The organism is Aquincola tertiaricarbonis (assembly GCF_000969605.1).
Lineage (GTDB): Bacteria > Pseudomonadota > Gammaproteobacteria > Burkholderiales > Burkholderiaceae_C > Aquincola > Aquincola tertiaricarbonis.
This window is the reverse complement of record NZ_JZUE01000017.1, coordinates 25,220-39,053: the sequence shown is the minus strand read 5'-3', so window position 1 is coordinate 39,053 and position 13,834 is coordinate 25,220. Positions and strand designations below refer to the sequence as shown.

The 13,834-nt window shown below is 72.3% G+C and carries 15 protein-coding genes; 10 read left to right on the top strand and 5 right to left on the bottom strand.

What is annotated here, in order from left to right; translation table 11 throughout:
- Positions 1-29: 29 nt before the first annotated feature.
- Positions 30-542, top strand: a complete 513-nt coding sequence (locus tag VO99_RS18595) for a hypothetical protein (RefSeq protein ID WP_157039637.1) — start codon at positions 30-32, stop codon at positions 540-542.
- An 18-nt stretch (positions 543-560) separates the two neighbouring features.
- Here the strand turns inward: VO99_RS18595 and VO99_RS18590 are convergent, their stop codons facing one another.
- Entirely contained in the window at positions 561-1,412 is an 852-nt protein-coding gene (locus VO99_RS18590) for a 2OG-Fe(II) oxygenase (RefSeq protein WP_046114407.1), read from the bottom strand.
- Complete coding sequence (gene yaaA / locus VO99_RS18585; RefSeq protein ID WP_046114494.1) at positions 1,409-2,194, bottom strand: peroxide stress protein YaaA; 786 nt, start codon at positions 2,192-2,194, stop codon at positions 1,409-1,411. Before yaaA ends, VO99_RS18590 begins: the two co-directional genes overlap by 4 nt.
- Before the next feature lie 73 nt (positions 2,195-2,267).
- On the opposite strand from yaaA, the gene VO99_RS18580 reads away from it, so the two are divergent.
- From VO99_RS18580 to VO99_RS31870, 4 genes are all read left to right on the top strand, one after another.
- A complete protein-coding gene (locus tag VO99_RS18580; RefSeq protein WP_083440728.1) occupies positions 2,268-3,278 on the top strand; it encodes a bifunctional helix-turn-helix transcriptional regulator/GNAT family N-acetyltransferase in 1,011 nt (336 codons plus the stop codon).
- Between the two features lie 10 nt (positions 3,279-3,288).
- Complete coding sequence (locus VO99_RS18575) at positions 3,289-3,678, top strand: YchJ family protein (RefSeq protein WP_046114406.1); 390 nt, start codon at positions 3,289-3,291, stop codon at positions 3,676-3,678.
- Between the two features lie 83 nt (positions 3,679-3,761).
- The gene (locus tag VO99_RS18570; RefSeq protein WP_046114405.1) at positions 3,762-4,280 is read left to right on the top strand and encodes a putative pterin-binding protein; all 519 of its coding nucleotides are present in this window, start codon (positions 3,762-3,764) and stop codon (positions 4,278-4,280) included.
- A gap of 6 nt (positions 4,281-4,286) precedes the next feature.
- Positions 4,287-6,554 (top strand): hybrid sensor histidine kinase/response regulator, encoded by a 2,268-nt coding sequence (locus tag VO99_RS31870; RefSeq protein ID WP_052736445.1) that lies wholly within the window; start codon positions 4,287-4,289, stop codon positions 6,552-6,554.
- 13 nt (positions 6,555-6,567) lie between these two features.
- Here the strand turns inward: VO99_RS31870 and VO99_RS18560 are convergent, their stop codons facing one another.
- Positions 6,568-7,362 carry a transglutaminase-like domain-containing protein gene (locus tag VO99_RS18560; RefSeq protein ID WP_046114404.1) on the bottom strand — a complete coding sequence of 265 codons (795 nt, stop codon included), beginning with the start codon at positions 7,360-7,362 and terminating at the stop codon, positions 6,568-6,570.
- 166 nt (positions 7,363-7,528) lie between these two features.
- Between VO99_RS18560 and VO99_RS18555 the strand changes: the two genes are divergently transcribed.
- Both VO99_RS18555 and VO99_RS18550 read left to right on the top strand, forming a co-directional pair.
- Positions 7,529-8,215: a heavy metal response regulator transcription factor gene (locus VO99_RS18555; protein ID WP_046114403.1), complete on the top strand. Its 687-nt coding sequence runs from the start codon at positions 7,529-7,531 to the stop codon at positions 8,213-8,215.
- Positions 8,212-9,603: a heavy metal sensor histidine kinase gene (locus tag VO99_RS18550; RefSeq protein ID WP_046114402.1), complete on the top strand. Its 1,392-nt coding sequence runs from the start codon at positions 8,212-8,214 to the stop codon at positions 9,601-9,603. The genes VO99_RS18555 and VO99_RS18550 overlap by 4 nt, the downstream gene beginning before the upstream one ends.
- A 141-nt stretch (positions 9,604-9,744) precedes the next feature.
- Here the strand turns inward: VO99_RS18550 and rsgA are convergent, their stop codons facing one another.
- Complete coding sequence (gene rsgA, locus VO99_RS18545; RefSeq protein ID WP_046114401.1) at positions 9,745-10,815, bottom strand: ribosome small subunit-dependent GTPase A; 1,071 nt, start codon at positions 10,813-10,815, stop codon at positions 9,745-9,747.
- Positions 10,816-11,142: 327 nt separating this feature from the next.
- On the opposite strand from rsgA, the gene VO99_RS18540 reads away from it, so the two are divergent.
- Together VO99_RS18540 and VO99_RS18535 are read left to right on the top strand one after the other, a co-directional pair.
- On the top strand, positions 11,143-11,559 hold the full coding sequence (locus VO99_RS18540) for a MarR family winged helix-turn-helix transcriptional regulator (RefSeq protein WP_046114400.1): 417 nt from the start codon (positions 11,143-11,145) through the stop codon (positions 11,557-11,559).
- Positions 11,560-11,663: 104 nt separating this feature from the next.
- Entirely contained in the window at positions 11,664-12,065 is a 402-nt protein-coding gene (locus tag VO99_RS18535) for a tautomerase family protein (protein WP_046114399.1), read from the top strand.
- 37 nt (positions 12,066-12,102) lie between these two features.
- Here VO99_RS18535 and VO99_RS18530 read toward each other — a convergent pair whose 3' ends face one another.
- Complete coding sequence (locus VO99_RS18530) at positions 12,103-13,224, bottom strand: CAP domain-containing protein (protein ID WP_046114398.1); 1,122 nt, start codon at positions 13,222-13,224, stop codon at positions 12,103-12,105.
- A gap of 290 nt (positions 13,225-13,514) precedes the next feature.
- Here VO99_RS18530 and VO99_RS30885 point away from each other — a divergent pair, with 290 nt between their 5' ends.
- Complete coding sequence (locus VO99_RS30885; RefSeq protein WP_046114397.1) at positions 13,515-13,820, top strand: glycine zipper domain-containing protein; 306 nt, start codon at positions 13,515-13,517, stop codon at positions 13,818-13,820.
- The last annotated feature ends 14 nt before the right edge of the window (positions 13,821-13,834 follow it).

The following is a 13,834-nucleotide window of genomic DNA, read 5'->3' as shown; positions in this document are numbered from 1 at the left end:
GTCGGGCGCTTGAACCAAGGCGCCTGACGATGCGAGATACCCCCCTCACCGCCTGGCAGGGCATGGACCTGCTGATCCTGCGCGGCGACGAAGAACTGGACCGCGTGCCGGCCACCGAGATCGAGCGTGTGATCCTGGCCTACCACCGCGGCGGCGAGACGCCCGGCGACCTCGCCTATGCGGTGCTGCTCACCGCCACCGACGCCCTGCTGCTGCCGCCGGCTTCCGGCATCGCCGGCCGGGTGCACTTCGAGCGCCAGGCCTTCTGGCAGGACAAGCCCTGCGTGTACTGGGTGCCCGCCGCGCGGGCGCCGCTGCCGCGTGCCTTGCGCGGTGGCTGGTCGCTGTTTCCGCGCAAGCTGCCGGGCTACCTGCGGGTGCCGCTGGCCCAGGTGCAGGCCGACCTGGCCCGCTGGCCGGTGGAAGGCCCGCAGAGCTGGGAGCAGCGCAAGTGGGAGCGCATCGTGCGCAGCCGGCTGCTGCAGCCCTGGGCGCCTGGTGGCACCGGTCCGGCCAACCCGGCGAGCGGCGGCAAACGCTGAGCGGACGGCCGTTCGCGGCTACCTGAACACGTTCTCCCGCAGCCACTTGGTGGCAACCCACTTCTCGCCCGTGATCACCGGCGCGCCGCCGTGCAGCGTGCGGGTGACCGGATGCGGGCGGTCGTAGCTGAAGAACACTGCATGGCCCTTGACCGGGGCCACTTCCAGCGCCACTTCGGGGAAGGTGGTGCCGCCGCCGGCCGGCGGAGTGTTCAGGTAGGTGACGATGGTGGCCACCCGCTGGCCGCCGCGCTTCAGGATGGGCACCGAGCCCGGCTGTGCCGGGTCGAAGTAGTCGTGGTGCGGCCGGTATTCGGCGCCGGGGCCGTAGTGCAGCACCTGCAGGCCTTCGCCATGGTCCACCGGCCATTCCAGCAGCCGGGCGATGCGGGCTTCCAGCTTGCGGGCGACCTCGTTCTCGCCCCGCTCGAAGAACATGCCGCGGCTGGTGCGCGCCGCATTCACCTCGTTGCCGCCGGTGGCCACGTCCACCGTCTCGCTGCGGGCCATGCGCGGCGCGGCCAGGGCCACCAGTTCGTCGCATTCGTCGTCCGACAGCAGGCCGGCCAGCACCACCACCCGCGGATTGCGCAGCGACATCACCACCCGCACCTCGCGGTCACCCGCGTCCAGCACGTTGGCGCCGCCGGGCTGCGCGATGTCGGGCACCGCCACCGGCACGGGCGGGCCACCGGCCTGGTGCTGCTCGGCCAGGAAGCCGCTGAGCGCTTCTTCCATCGCCCGCATCGCGGCGTCCTCCTCCCAGCCGCTGGTCTTCATCGAGGCCAGCAGCGTCTCGGGGCCATGGCCGGCCTGCGCCTGCGCGACGATCCAGGCGCGCAGCTCGGGGGTGATGCTCTGTTTGCTCATGACGTCATCCTGCGGCGGAACACCAGCCGGTCGGGTTCCGAGGCGGCGGGCTCGAAACGATAACCGTCCAGGTCGAAGCCCTCCAGGCCCTTGGGCGTGACCACCCGCTGCTGCACCGCATAGCGCACCATCAGGCCGCGGGCACGCTTGGCGAAGAAGCTGATGATCTTGTAGCGGTCGGTCTTCCAGTCCTCGAACACGCAGTCCACCACCCGCGGCGCCAGCACCGCGCGCCGGACGGCACGGAAATACTCCTGCGAGGCCAGGTTGACGATGACCGGGCTCTCGTTCTCCGCCGCCATCTGGTTGAGCCGCTGGGCCACGGTGTCGCCCCACCAGGCATACAGGTCGGGCCCGCGCGGGTTGGCCAGGCGGGTGCCCATCTCCAGCCGGTAGGGCTGCAGCCGGTCCATCGGCCGCAGCACGCCGTAAAGGCCCGACAGGATGGCCAGGTGCCGCTGCAGCCAGGCCAGGTCGTCGGCGCCCATTTCGCGCGCGCGCAGGCCGTCGTACACGTCGCCGTCGAAGGCCAGCACCGCCGGGCGGCTGTTGTCGGGCGTGGCCTTGCGGGTCCAGGCCTTGTAGCGCGCGGCATTCAGCTGCGACAGCTCGGCCGACAGGGCCATCAGCTCGCCCACGGCCTGGGCGGGCAGCGGCTTCAGCAGCTTGACGAGGCCGGCGGCCTGCTCGGTGAACACCGGCTCGGTGGCCTGGGCCAGCACCTCGGGCGGCAGCGGGGTTTCGTAGTCGAGCGACTTGGCGGGAGAGATCACGAAGAGCATGGCGCCGATTATCACGGCGAGCGCACCCGCACCGATGGTTGCCAAAAGCAAGCTTCCGGTGCAGCATGGGCCCATGAGCGCCGCCGCCACCCCACGCACCCCTGTCCCCGCCACCACCGCGCAGGCCCAGGCGCAGGCGCAGCTGCCGGCCCAGGTGCAGCTGCTGCGGCGCTTCAGCCGCTTCTACACCCGGCGCATCGGCCTGCTGCACGAGCATCTGCTGGACTCGCGCTTCACGCTGCCGGAATCGCGGCTGCTGTGGGAGCTGGCGCACCACGACGGCATCAGCGCCGCGGCGCTGGCGCGCGAGCTGGAGCTGGATCCGGGCTACCTGAGCCGGCTGCTGGCCGGCCTGAAGGCGCGGGGCCTGCTGCGCAGCCAGACCGCGCCGCACGACGCGCGGCAGACGCTGCTGCGGCTGTCCGCGGCCGGGCGCAAGGCCTTCGCGCCGCTGGACCAGCAGTCGCAGGCGCGCACCGCCGGGCTGCTGGCCAGCGTGCCGGACGCCAGCCGCCAGGCGCTGGTGCAGAGCGCGGCCACACTGATGGACCTGCTGGCCGCGCCCGGCGGCAGCGTGCAGCTGCGGCCGCACCGCCCGGGCGACATGGGCTGGGTGATCGCCCGCCACGGCGCGCTGTACGACGCCGAATACGGCTGGGGCCTGCGCTTCGAGGCGCTGGTGGCCGGCCTGTGCGCCCGCTTCGTCGAGCAGTTCGACGCCCGCCGCGAGGCCTGCTGGATCGCCGAGCGCGAGGGCCGGCCGCTGGGCAGCGTGTTCCTGGTGCAGGCGCGCGACGAAGCCAGCGGCAAGCCGCTGAAGGGCGTGGCCCAGCTGCGCATGCTGCTGGTGGAGCCCGATGCGCGCGGCGCGGGCGTGGGCGACCGGCTGGTGCTGCAGTGCATCGCCTTCGCGCGCGAGTGCGGCTACCGCAGCATCATGCTGTGGACCAACGACATGCTGGCCGGCGCCCGCCGGCTGTATGCCCGCCATGGCTGGCAGCTGGTCAAGAGCGAGCCGCATGCCGACTTCGGCGTGCCCATGGTGGGCGAGACCTGGCAGCTCAAGCTGGGGCCCGCCCGCTAAGCTGCCGCCCATGCACACCCTGCCTTGCCCCTGCGGCAGCGGCCGTCCGCTGGCCGACTGCTGCGCCCGCTGGCACAGCGGCCCCGAGCACCTGCGCGCACCGGATGCGCAGGCGCTCATGCGCTCGCGCTACAGCGCCTTCGTGCTGCAGGACGCCGATTACCTGCTGCAGACCTGGCATCCGCGCACCCGGCCGGCCGAGGTGGTGTTCGAGCCCGGATTGCGCTGGCTCGGCCTGCAGGTGCGCCGCCATGTGCCGCTGGGCGAGGACGAGGCCACGGTGGAATTCGTGGCACGCAGCAAGCTGGCCGGCCGCGCCCACCGCCTGCACGAGACCAGCCGCTTCCTGCGCGAGGCCGGCCGCTGGTACTACCTGGACGGCACGCTGCACGCCGGCTGACCCTCAAGGCCGGTGGCGCGCCGGTCGATAAACGGCATGCCCCATGCCGCAAGACGGCCTGCGCCGCCATCGAGGGGCCTGCCATGGACCACTCGCGCCGCCGCCTGCTTCGCCATGCCCTCCACCTGGTGCCGGTCGCGGCGCTGGCGCCCTCGGCGTCCCGGGCCCAGACCGAGGCCACGCCCGGCGCCAGGCCGGGCCGCACCGTGCTCACCGTGCAGGCCGCCGGCCGCCCCGCGGTGGATTTCGACATGGCCGCGCTGGAGCGGCTGCCGCAGCGCAGCTTCCGCACCAGCACGCCGTGGTACCCGAAGCCGGTGAGCTTCACCGGCCCGCTGCTGCGCGACGTGCTGGCTGCCGCCGGCGTGCGCGGTCGCACGCTGCGGGCGGTGGCCCTGAACGACTACAAGGTGGACCTGCCGGCCGACGATGCCGCGCGCTTCGACGTGATCGTCGCGCGGCTGCTCGACGGCCGGCCGATGCCGGTGCGCGAGCGCGGCCCGCTGTTCATCGTCTATCCCTTCAACACCAGCGCGGAGCTGCAATCGGAGAAGTACTACAGCCGCAGCGCCTGGCAGCTGCGCCGCATCGAGGTGGACTGACCTCCCATGCCCCCGCAAGAGGCCGATGCGCTGCTGCTGGCCGCGCCCCGCCGCCCGCGCACCCACCGCTGGCTGGTCGCGATCGCCGCGGTGCTGCTGATGGCCTTCGCGGTGGTGGGCTGGGTGCAGCACCGGCAGCTGGCGCTGCTGTCGGGATCGGTGCAGTACAACAGCGACAACATCGTCTGGAGCTTCTACCAGCTGCACAGCGAATACCTGCTGCTGCGCGACCAGCTGCGTGAAGCCGCGCGCCATCCCGACCGGCTGGACGGCGAGGCGCTGCAGCAGCGCTACGACATCTTCGTCAGCCGGCTGCTACTGGTGGCACCGCAGCGCACCGCGGTGGTGATGCCCGTGGCGCCGCTGCAGACCCGCACCCTGGCCCGGCTGGACGAGTTCGTGCAGCAGGCCGACCGGCTGCTGGGCCCGCAGCCCGAGCGCCCCTTCACCGCCGCCGACGTGCCGGCGCTGCTGGCAGGGCTGGAGCCGCTGGCCACCGAGCTGCACGAACTCTCGCTCTGGGCCACGGTGCAGGTGGCCGACCTGGTGGGCAACCGCAACCAGGCGGTGCGCGAGCAGAACCACATGGCCATCGGCCTGACCATCTTCCAGGGCCTGCTGACGCTGGCCTTCGCCGCGGTGGTGGTGCACCAGCTGCGTGCGCTGGCCGACCGCGGGCAGGCGCTGCAGGGACTGGCCGCCCGCTGGCGCGAGGCCCGCCGGGAGGCCGAGGCGGCCAGCAGTGCCAAGAGCAGCTTCCTGGCCAACATGAGCCACGAGATCCGCACGCCGCTCACCTCCATCATCGGCTTTGCCGACCTGCTGCTGGACCCGGCGCAGGACGAGGCCGAACGCGCCGAGGCGGTGCACACCATCCGCCGCAACGGCGAGCACCTGCTGCAGGTGATCAACGACATCCTGGACCTGTCGAAGATCGAGACCGGCAAGCTGGAGCTGGCGCTGGGGCCCGTCCACCTGCCCACGCTGCTGCGCGAGGTGGCCACGCTGGTGATGCCGCGGGCCCGCCACAAGGGCCTGGCCTTCGAGCTGCATGCCGAGGCGCCGCTGCCGCTGCTGGTGCACGGCGACGCGCTGCGGCTCAAGCAGATCCTGCTCAACCTGTGCGGCAATGCCGTCAAGTTCACCCATGAAGGCTCAGTCACGCTGGCGCTGCGGCTGCACGAGCCCGGCGGCACGCTGCAGTTCGTGGTGACCGACACCGGCATCGGCATGACGCCGGCGCAGTGCGGGCGGCTGTTCCAGCCCTTCACCCAGGCCGATGCCTCCATCACCCGGCGCTTCGGCGGCACCGGGCTGGGGCTGTCGCTGTCCAGCCAGCTGGCGGCCTCGCTCGGCGGCAGCATCGCCGCCAGCAGCCAGTGGGGCGTGGGCAGTCGCTTCGAGCTGAGCCTGCCCGTCTCGCGCGAGGCGCTGCGCGCGGCCGCGCCGTGGCCGCCCGGCTGGCTGGCCGCCGGTACCGCGGCCGATGGCGAGGCCGAGGCTGCGCCGCCGTCCGTCGTGGCCCGGCTGCAGGGCCGCGTGCTGCTGGCCGAGGACGGCAGCGACAACCAGCGGCTCATCGGCGCCTACCTGCGCCGCGCCGGGCTGCAGGCCGAGGTGGTGGGCGACGGCGAGCAGGCGGTGCGCGCGGCGCTGGCCGGCCGCTTCGACCTGGTGCTGATGGACATCCAGATGCCGGTGCTGGACGGCGCGGCCGCCCTCACCCGGCTGCGCAGCGGCGGCTACCGCGGCCCGGTGGTGGCGCTGACGGCCAACGTGATGGCCAGCGACGTGCAGCACTACCTGGCGCTGGGCTTCGACGACGTGCTGGCCAAGCCGCTGCAGCTGCATCGCTTCCATGCGGTGCTGGCGCAACGGCTGGCGCGGGCCGCGCCCGCGGCCGAGGACGAAGGCTTCGCGCAGGAGATGGCGCAGCTGGCCGCGCTCTTCCGCCAGGGCCTGCCGCAGCAGCTGGCGGCCATCGAGCAGGCCGCCGCGCAGGCGAACTGGCCGGCCCTGGCCGGGCTGGTGCACACGCTCAAGGGCACGGCCGGCTCCTTCGGCTTCGGCCAGCTGACGGCGCCCTGCCTGGCGCTGGAACAGCTGCTCAGGCGCACCACGCCGGTGCCGCAGCAGGCGCAGGCGGTGGCCCAGGTGCGTCGGCTGCTGCAGATCGCTCGCGAAGGGCTGGCAGAGGCCGCCGTCGCCGTGAACCCGCCCGCCGACCAGCCCGCCAACCAGCCCGCCGGCGCACCGGCCCAGGTGCACGCCTGAGCCGCCCCGGCTTTCAGTCGCCGCCCTGGCGGAACACCAGCGGCGCCATGCGGGTCATCTGCGCGGCGCCGAAGATGGTGGCGAACGGCAGGTCGGCCGCGTCCTGCCCGGTGCCGATGCGGATCACGTCCAGCGGATCGGCCATCGCGGTGGGGTCGAACATCACCCAGCGGCCTTCCAGCCAGGCTTCGAACAACGCATGGAAGTCGGGCGGCGGATCGGCCCACTCCACATGGCCCACCACGAAACGCGCCGGGATGTTCAGCGCCCGGCACAGCCCGATGGCCACGTGGGCGTAATCGCGGCACACGCCGGTGCGATTGGCCAGCACGTCGCGGGTGGTGCCGTAGGGCTTGCTGGTGCCCACCTCGTACTTCACGTTGTCGCGCACCCACTGACAGATGCGCTCCACCCGCCGGAAGCCCAGGTCGGCGGTGCCGATCCAGCGCACCGCGTCATGGAAGATCAGCTCCGATTCCACGTAGCGGCTGCCGGTGAGGAAGGGCATCACGTCCAGCGGCAGGTAGGCGGTGGGCGTCTCGCGCATGTTCTCGGTGCCGGGAATGCGCCGCACCGTGGCGGTGGTCTGGTAGCGGATGCTGAAGGGGCCGGCGCCCACATTCAGCCGCAGCGTGCGGTTGCCCAGCGGATCCGTGTAGCGGCCCATGGGCACCGGCGGGATCGTGGTCAGCGACTCGTCGCCGATCGACTGCTCGGGCGTGAAGGCGGCCTCGATCTTGAAGATGAAGGTGCTGGGCTGCTGGACTTCGTAGTTCAGCTCGCAGTCGATGAGGAAATGGCGTGACATGGCGGGCTCTGCGGAGGGGCGGTGGCCTGGACTGAGGCAACAGCCGTGCCTTGCCGTCCGCCTGCGCCGCCGCGCAGATGACAGCGCCGTCATCTGGCCGTCAGCGTGGCGCCGGGCTGGGCTGGATAGACTGCCGGGTCACCGCCGCCGTGAAGTTGCCCCTGCCATGCGTGTTCTCATCGTCGAAGACGAAGCCAAGACGGCCGACTACCTGCGCCGCGGCCTCACCGAGCAGGGCCATGTGGTGGACGTGGCCGGCAACGGCATCGACGGCCTGCATGCCGCGCGCGAGGGCCGGCACGACCTGATCGTGCTGGACGTGATGCTCCCGGGCATCGACGGCTTCGAGGTGCTGCGGGAGGTGCGGCGCAGCCAGCAGGTGCCCATCATCATGCTCACCGCCCGCGACGGCATCGAGGACCGGGTGCGCGGGCTGCAGGCCGGCGCCGACGACTACCTGGTCAAGCCCTTCTCCTTCCTGGAGCTGAGCGCGCGGCTGCAGGCGCTGGCGCGGCGCAGCCGGCAGCTGGAGCCCACCACCATCACCGTGGGCGACCTGGTGCTGGACCTGCTGGGTCGCAAGGTGCACCGCGCCGGCGAGCGCATCGACCTCACCGCCAAGGAATTTGCGCTGCTGGCCGCGCTGGCGCGGCGGCCGGGCCAGGTGCTGTCGCGCACCGAGATCACCGAGCTGGTGTGGGACATGAACTTCGACAGCAACACCAACGTGGTGGAAGTGGCCGTCAAGCGGCTGCGCGCCAAGATCGACGGGCCGGCGCATGGCCGCAAGCTGGTGCACACGCTGCGCGGCATGGGCTATGTGCTGGAAGACCGCGGCGCGGATGCACCATGAAGTGGCATGCCCTGCGCCGCTGGCAGCCCGGCCGTTACCTGGCCTGGCGGCTGACCGCCATGTTCGCCGGCTGCGCCACGGTGGTGTTCCTGCTGGGCGCGCTGGCGCTGCACACGCTGCTGCGCGACAACCTGATGGCCCAGGTGCGGGCCGAGCTGGCGCTGCGCGGCACCTGGGGCGAATCGGTGGTGGCCCGGGTGCAGAGCGAATCGCAGTGGCGGCTGTGGCTGGTGCCCAAGCTCAACTCGATGGACATGGAACGCAGCGGCATGCGGCTGTGGATCGTCAGCGACGATCCCGCCTTCCGCTATGGCCAGCCCAGCGCGCAGGTGCTGGCCCTGGCGCGCGCCGGCGGCTATGGCCTGCTGCACCAGGAAGATCATCCCTGCGACTTCGTCACCTGGTCGCGCACGCTGCAGGCCGATGGCGACCGCCCGCCGGTGACGCTGGTGCTGGCGCGCGATCCCCTGCCCTTCTGGAACACCCTGGCCAACTTCCGGCTGGCCCTGGTGGGCTTCGGCGTGGCCGGCGTGCTGGGCGTGGCGGGGCTGGGCTATGGCATCGCCCGCCTGGGCCTGCAGCCGCTGGGCCGGCTGTCGCGCCAGGCGCAGGCGCTCAATCCGAACCGCCCTTCGCAGCGGCTGGCGCTGGCGCCGATGCCGGCCGAACTGGACGACCTCACCGCCTCCTTCAACGGCGCGCTGGAGCGCCTGGAAGGCGCCTGCCGCCAGCTCGAGGCCTTCAATGCCGACGTGGCGCATGAGCTGCGCACGCCGCTGGCCAACCTGATCGGCCAGACGCAGGTGATGCTCACCCGCCCGCGCGACGCTGCCGAGCTGGCCGAGGTGCTGCACTCCAACCTGGAGGAGCTGGAGCGGCTGAAGGCCATCGTCAACGACATGCTGTTCCTGGCCCGCGCCGACCAGGGCGCGGCCGCCTCGCGCCATGCCGAGGTGTCGCTGGCCGACGAGGTGCACAAGGTGCTGGACTACCTGGAGTGCATGGTGGAGGACCAGCAGGTGCGCGTGGTGGTGCGCGGCGATGCCCGCGGCTGCCTGGAAACCGCGCTGCTGCGGCGGGCGCTGAACAACCTGCTGCAGAACGCCATCGAGCATTCCGCGGCCGGCGACGAGATCGTGGTGGACATCGGCCGCCAGGGCGAGCAGCTGTCGGTGGCGGTGAGCAATCCCGGCGCGGCCATCGAGCAGCGCCACCTGGCCCATCTGTTCGACCGCTTCTACCGTGCCGACAGCGCACGCCGCAATTCGGCCGGCAACCACGGCCTGGGCCTGGCCATCGTCAAGGCCATCGCGGTGATGCACCGTGGCACGGTGTTCGCGCGTTCCGAGCGCGGGCGCAACACCTTCGGCCTCACGCTGGGGTTGTAAGGCGGCCCGGCCACAGATGACGCAAACGTCATCCGGCCGTCACGCTGGCGCCGGTGGCCGCTGCCTACAGTGGATGTCATGGGCGCATTCACCTACACCTCGATGATGATCCGCGCGCAGGCGCGCTACCGGGCCGGCACCTCAGGCGCCGCGCTTGCTGCGCAGCCGCTCGCGGCTGGCGCGGGCACGGGCCTTCCACTGGGCGAGCTGCTGGCGCCGGTCCAGCAGGCCCAGGGCGTCGCGCCGCAGCTCCCGCTGCAGCTTGAGGAAGTTGTCGACCCGGTCGCCGTCCACGGCCGCGCGCACCGCGCAGCCGGGCTCGCCGGCATGGCGGCAATCCCGGAAGCGGCACTGCAGCGACAGCCGCGCGATGTCGCCGAAGCTGGCCGCCAGGGCGGCCGCGTCCGCATCGGGCCGCAGCGCGCGCACGCCCGGCGTATCGATCAGGCAGGCGCCGCCGGACAAGCGATGCAGGCTGCGTGAGGTGGTGGTGTGGCGGCCGCGGCCGTCGTGCTGCCGGGTGGGCCCGGTGTCCTGCACCGCCTGGCCGATCAAGGCATTGGCCAGCGTGGACTTGCCCGCACCGCTGGAGCCGATGAGCACCAGCGTGCGGCCCGGCAGCAGCCAGGGGGCCAGCGCCTGCGCCGCCGCCGCCGGCGAGCGCCCATCCAGCGCCAGCCGCGGCACCCGGTCCGGCAGCCGGCCCTCGAGCCGGGCCAGCGCCGCCGGCACGTCGGCGCACAGGTCGGCCTTGCTCAGCACCACCACCGGCTGCACGCCGCTGGCATCGACCAGCGCCAGGAAGCGCTCCAGCCGGCGCGGGCTGAAGTCGTCGTCCAGTCCCATGACGATGAGCGCGGTGTCCACGTTGCTCACCAGCACATGGCGGCGGCCGTCGGCATCGCGCCGGCTCAGTGCATTGCTGCGCGCGAGGAAGTCGGTCAGCCAGCAGGCGCCATCGGGTTCCTGGCGGGCCAGGCCCCAGTCGCCCACCGCCAGCGCATCGCCGGCGGCTTGCAGTTCATGCACCAGCGCCGGCAGCAAGCGGGCGCTGTAGTCGTCGGTGCCGTCGTGCAGGCGCACGGTATGGCGGTTCACCTCGGTCACGCGCACCAGGCGGGTGGTGTCGTCGAAGCGCAGGGTGTTCAGGAGCTGCCGTATCGGGCGCGTGAGGCCGATCGACAGGAAGGCGTCGTCATCGAAGTCCTGCATGGTCAGGGTCTGTCCAGCCAAGCTGCAACCAGCCGCGGGCGACAAGCCCGGCGGCAACGGATGGAGGGAGGCGGAAGACCCTGCGGCGCAGGGCGATGTCAGCGTGCGGGCGCGGGACTTCCGGCGTGTTGGGGGGCGGGCGTCATGTGCTTCTTCATGGTGTCCCCTTTCGCAGGAAGTGGTGGCCGAGGGCCGCAGTGTGGCCAGCCCGGGCCGTCGGCGTCAAGCGCCGCATGGCATGGGCACCACAAGGACCCGAAGGCCGCCACCGGATCGCCGCCTCGCCAATTGGTTGCATTGCTAACCAATCAGGCGTACGCTGGCGCCATGTTCGAGCAATGCCTGTACTTCAACACCACCGCGCTGGCCCGCCAGCTGGAGCGCACCTGGACGGCGGCCTTCCAGCCCTTCGGCCTGACGCCGCCGCAGGCCTTCCTGCTGCGGGCGGTGCTGGCCGAGCCCGGCCTGCCGGCTTCCGAGCTGGCGCGGCGCATGGCCATCTCCAAGCCCACGGCCACCCGCTCGATGGACGGCCTGCTGGCCAAGGGCCTGATCGAGCGCGCCGCCTCCGGCCGCGACGGCCGCGAATGGGCGATCCATCCCACCGAGGCCGCCTGGGCGCTGCACGGCAGGCTCAACCGCGCCAGTGCCGCGGTGACCGAACGCCTGAAGAAGCTGCTGGGCCCGGAAGCCTTTGCCGACACGGTGGGCCAGGTGCGCGCAGTGCGCGCCGCGCTGGAGTGAACCTGCCCCGTCGCATCGCCCCGCCGGCCGCCTGAAGCCATCACGCCAACCGACTCTTCCCGCGACCAAATGGTTGCATTGCTAACCAACTGAAGGAGCGCCCCATGCCCATCCTCAACGTCAAGGTCAGCGCCGAACCCTCGGCCGAGATGACCAGCCGCATCGCCGAGCTGCTGCTGGAGGCCACCACCCGCATCCTGCACAAGCGTCGCGAGCTCACCGCCATCACGGTGGACTACGTGCCGCCCGAGCACTGGGTGGTGGGCGGCCGCACGCTGGCCGAGCAGCGCAAGGCCAGCTTCTACTTCGATGTGAAGGTGGTGGACGAGACCAACACCAAGGCGGAAAAGGCGCAGTACATCGACGAGGTGTTCGCCGGCTTCGCCCGGCTGCTGGGCAACCTGCACGAGGAGAGCTACATCCACGTGCACGACGTGCGCGCCACCGCCTATGGCTATGGCGGGCTCACGCAGGAATACCGCCACCAGCATCCGCAGCCGGCGTAGCACGCTGCCGGGCAGCGGCCCCACAGGCCGCGGACCGTCAGAACACCAGCGTCGAGAAGCTGAAGCGCCGGCTGAAGGCCACGCCGCCGGCCGTGCCTTCGACTTCCACGGTGTAGCTGGCGCCTTCGGCCAGCTTCACCCGCGGCACCACGAAGGCCTGGTGCACGCCCAGCCGGCGGTTCGGGTCGTCGCTGGCGTGGTACAGCGCCACCGGCAGCTCGGCTCCGGCTGCGCTCAGCACCCGGGCGCGGGTCAGCTGCAGCACCTGGCCACCCGGCGCGCGCACATGGATGGGATGGCCCACGTGGGTGTCCTGCGCCAGGCCCAGGCCGGCGAAGGGATCGGGGCTCTCGCCGTACATGTAGGGCTGCAGGCCGGTGCTGCCTTCGCAGGGATAGGTCACCAGCGTGGCCGGTTCCTGCAGCGGCACGCCCGGCTGGGTGCCGGTCATCCAGGTGAGGATGGTCATGGGCAGCGGCGTGTTCTGCGCCAGCTCCACGCCGGCGCCCGCGTCGCGGTTGCCGTCCAGCAGGCCGATCTGGTGGTAGACCGAGGCGAACATGGTGCGCACGAGCGCGTTGCCGTAATCCTTGGGCCGGCTGTAGTAGTGGTAGCCCAGGTACTCGGACACGTTGCCGGTGTAACCGGCGCGGGCTGCCCGGTCGGCCGGGTTCACGCCGGTGAAGCCGCTGCGGCTCGCGTCTTGCACCGCGCCGGTGTCGAAGAGGGCCTCGTTCCAGCGGGCGCCCAGGTAGGCGGCATGCCCGCCGGCGGCAGCGTCCAGCTGAGCATTCTGCGCCACCTTGCCGAAGCCGCAGCGGCTGCGCTCGCTGTTCACCGTGTCGAAGGCGGCGGCCACGATCGAGCCTGCGGTGTAGGTGGGCGTGGGCACCTCGGTGACCGGGGCGGTGTCGGCGCCGGCATTGGTGCCCGTGCCGCTGCCCGGGGCGGGCTGCTCCGCGCCGGTGCCGCCGCCGGGGGCGGCCACCGGATCGGTAGGGGTGCCGCCGGGCGGCGGAGCGACGGGCGTCACCACCGGCGTGGCCGGCGTGGCGCCGGAGGGGCTGCTGCCCGCGTCCGAGCCGCCACCGCCGCCACCACCGCAGGCAGTCATCGTGGCGGCGGCACCCAGCAGCACCAGCGTCGTGGTCAGTTTCATGGCTCCATCCCTTTCAAGGCGTGTTGATGTCGCCTGCTGCGGGCAAGCCCGGGCCCTGCGCCTCCACCACCCCCGCAAAGCGGTGGCCGATGGCCGGCCCCCGGCGGCAGCGTTCCGCCCGGCGAACGGCATCCGGGGCAGTTCGTACGGCTTGTCGAATGGCGGGCCGGCGCTGCCCTGGGGATCCGCCCTGGACGGCGGTTGGCATGGGGCGTGCTGCTGCCAAGGGCCGTGCAGTCGTCGGTGCAAGCCCTTTTTTCCGTTCCCCTTCCCTTTTGCGAAAGACCGTCATGTCCCTGCATTCCGTCGAAGCCCTGCATGCCGATGCCCAGGGTGCGCTCAGCGGCGCCCAGGAAGCCCTGGAACAGGCCGCCACGGCCGAGAGCAGCCGCGCCGAGGAACTGCGTGCCCGTGGCCTGGCCAAGCTGCGCGCCGCCCGCGAGACGCTGGCCCAGGCCCGCGACACCGCCGTGGAGCGCGGCCGCAGCACCGCCCGCGCGGCCGACAACCTGGTGCACGACAACCCGTGGCCGGTGGTGGCCGGCGCGCTGGCGCTGGGCGTGCTGGCCGGGCTGCTGCTGACGCGCCGCCGCTGAGCGGGCGCGGGCCT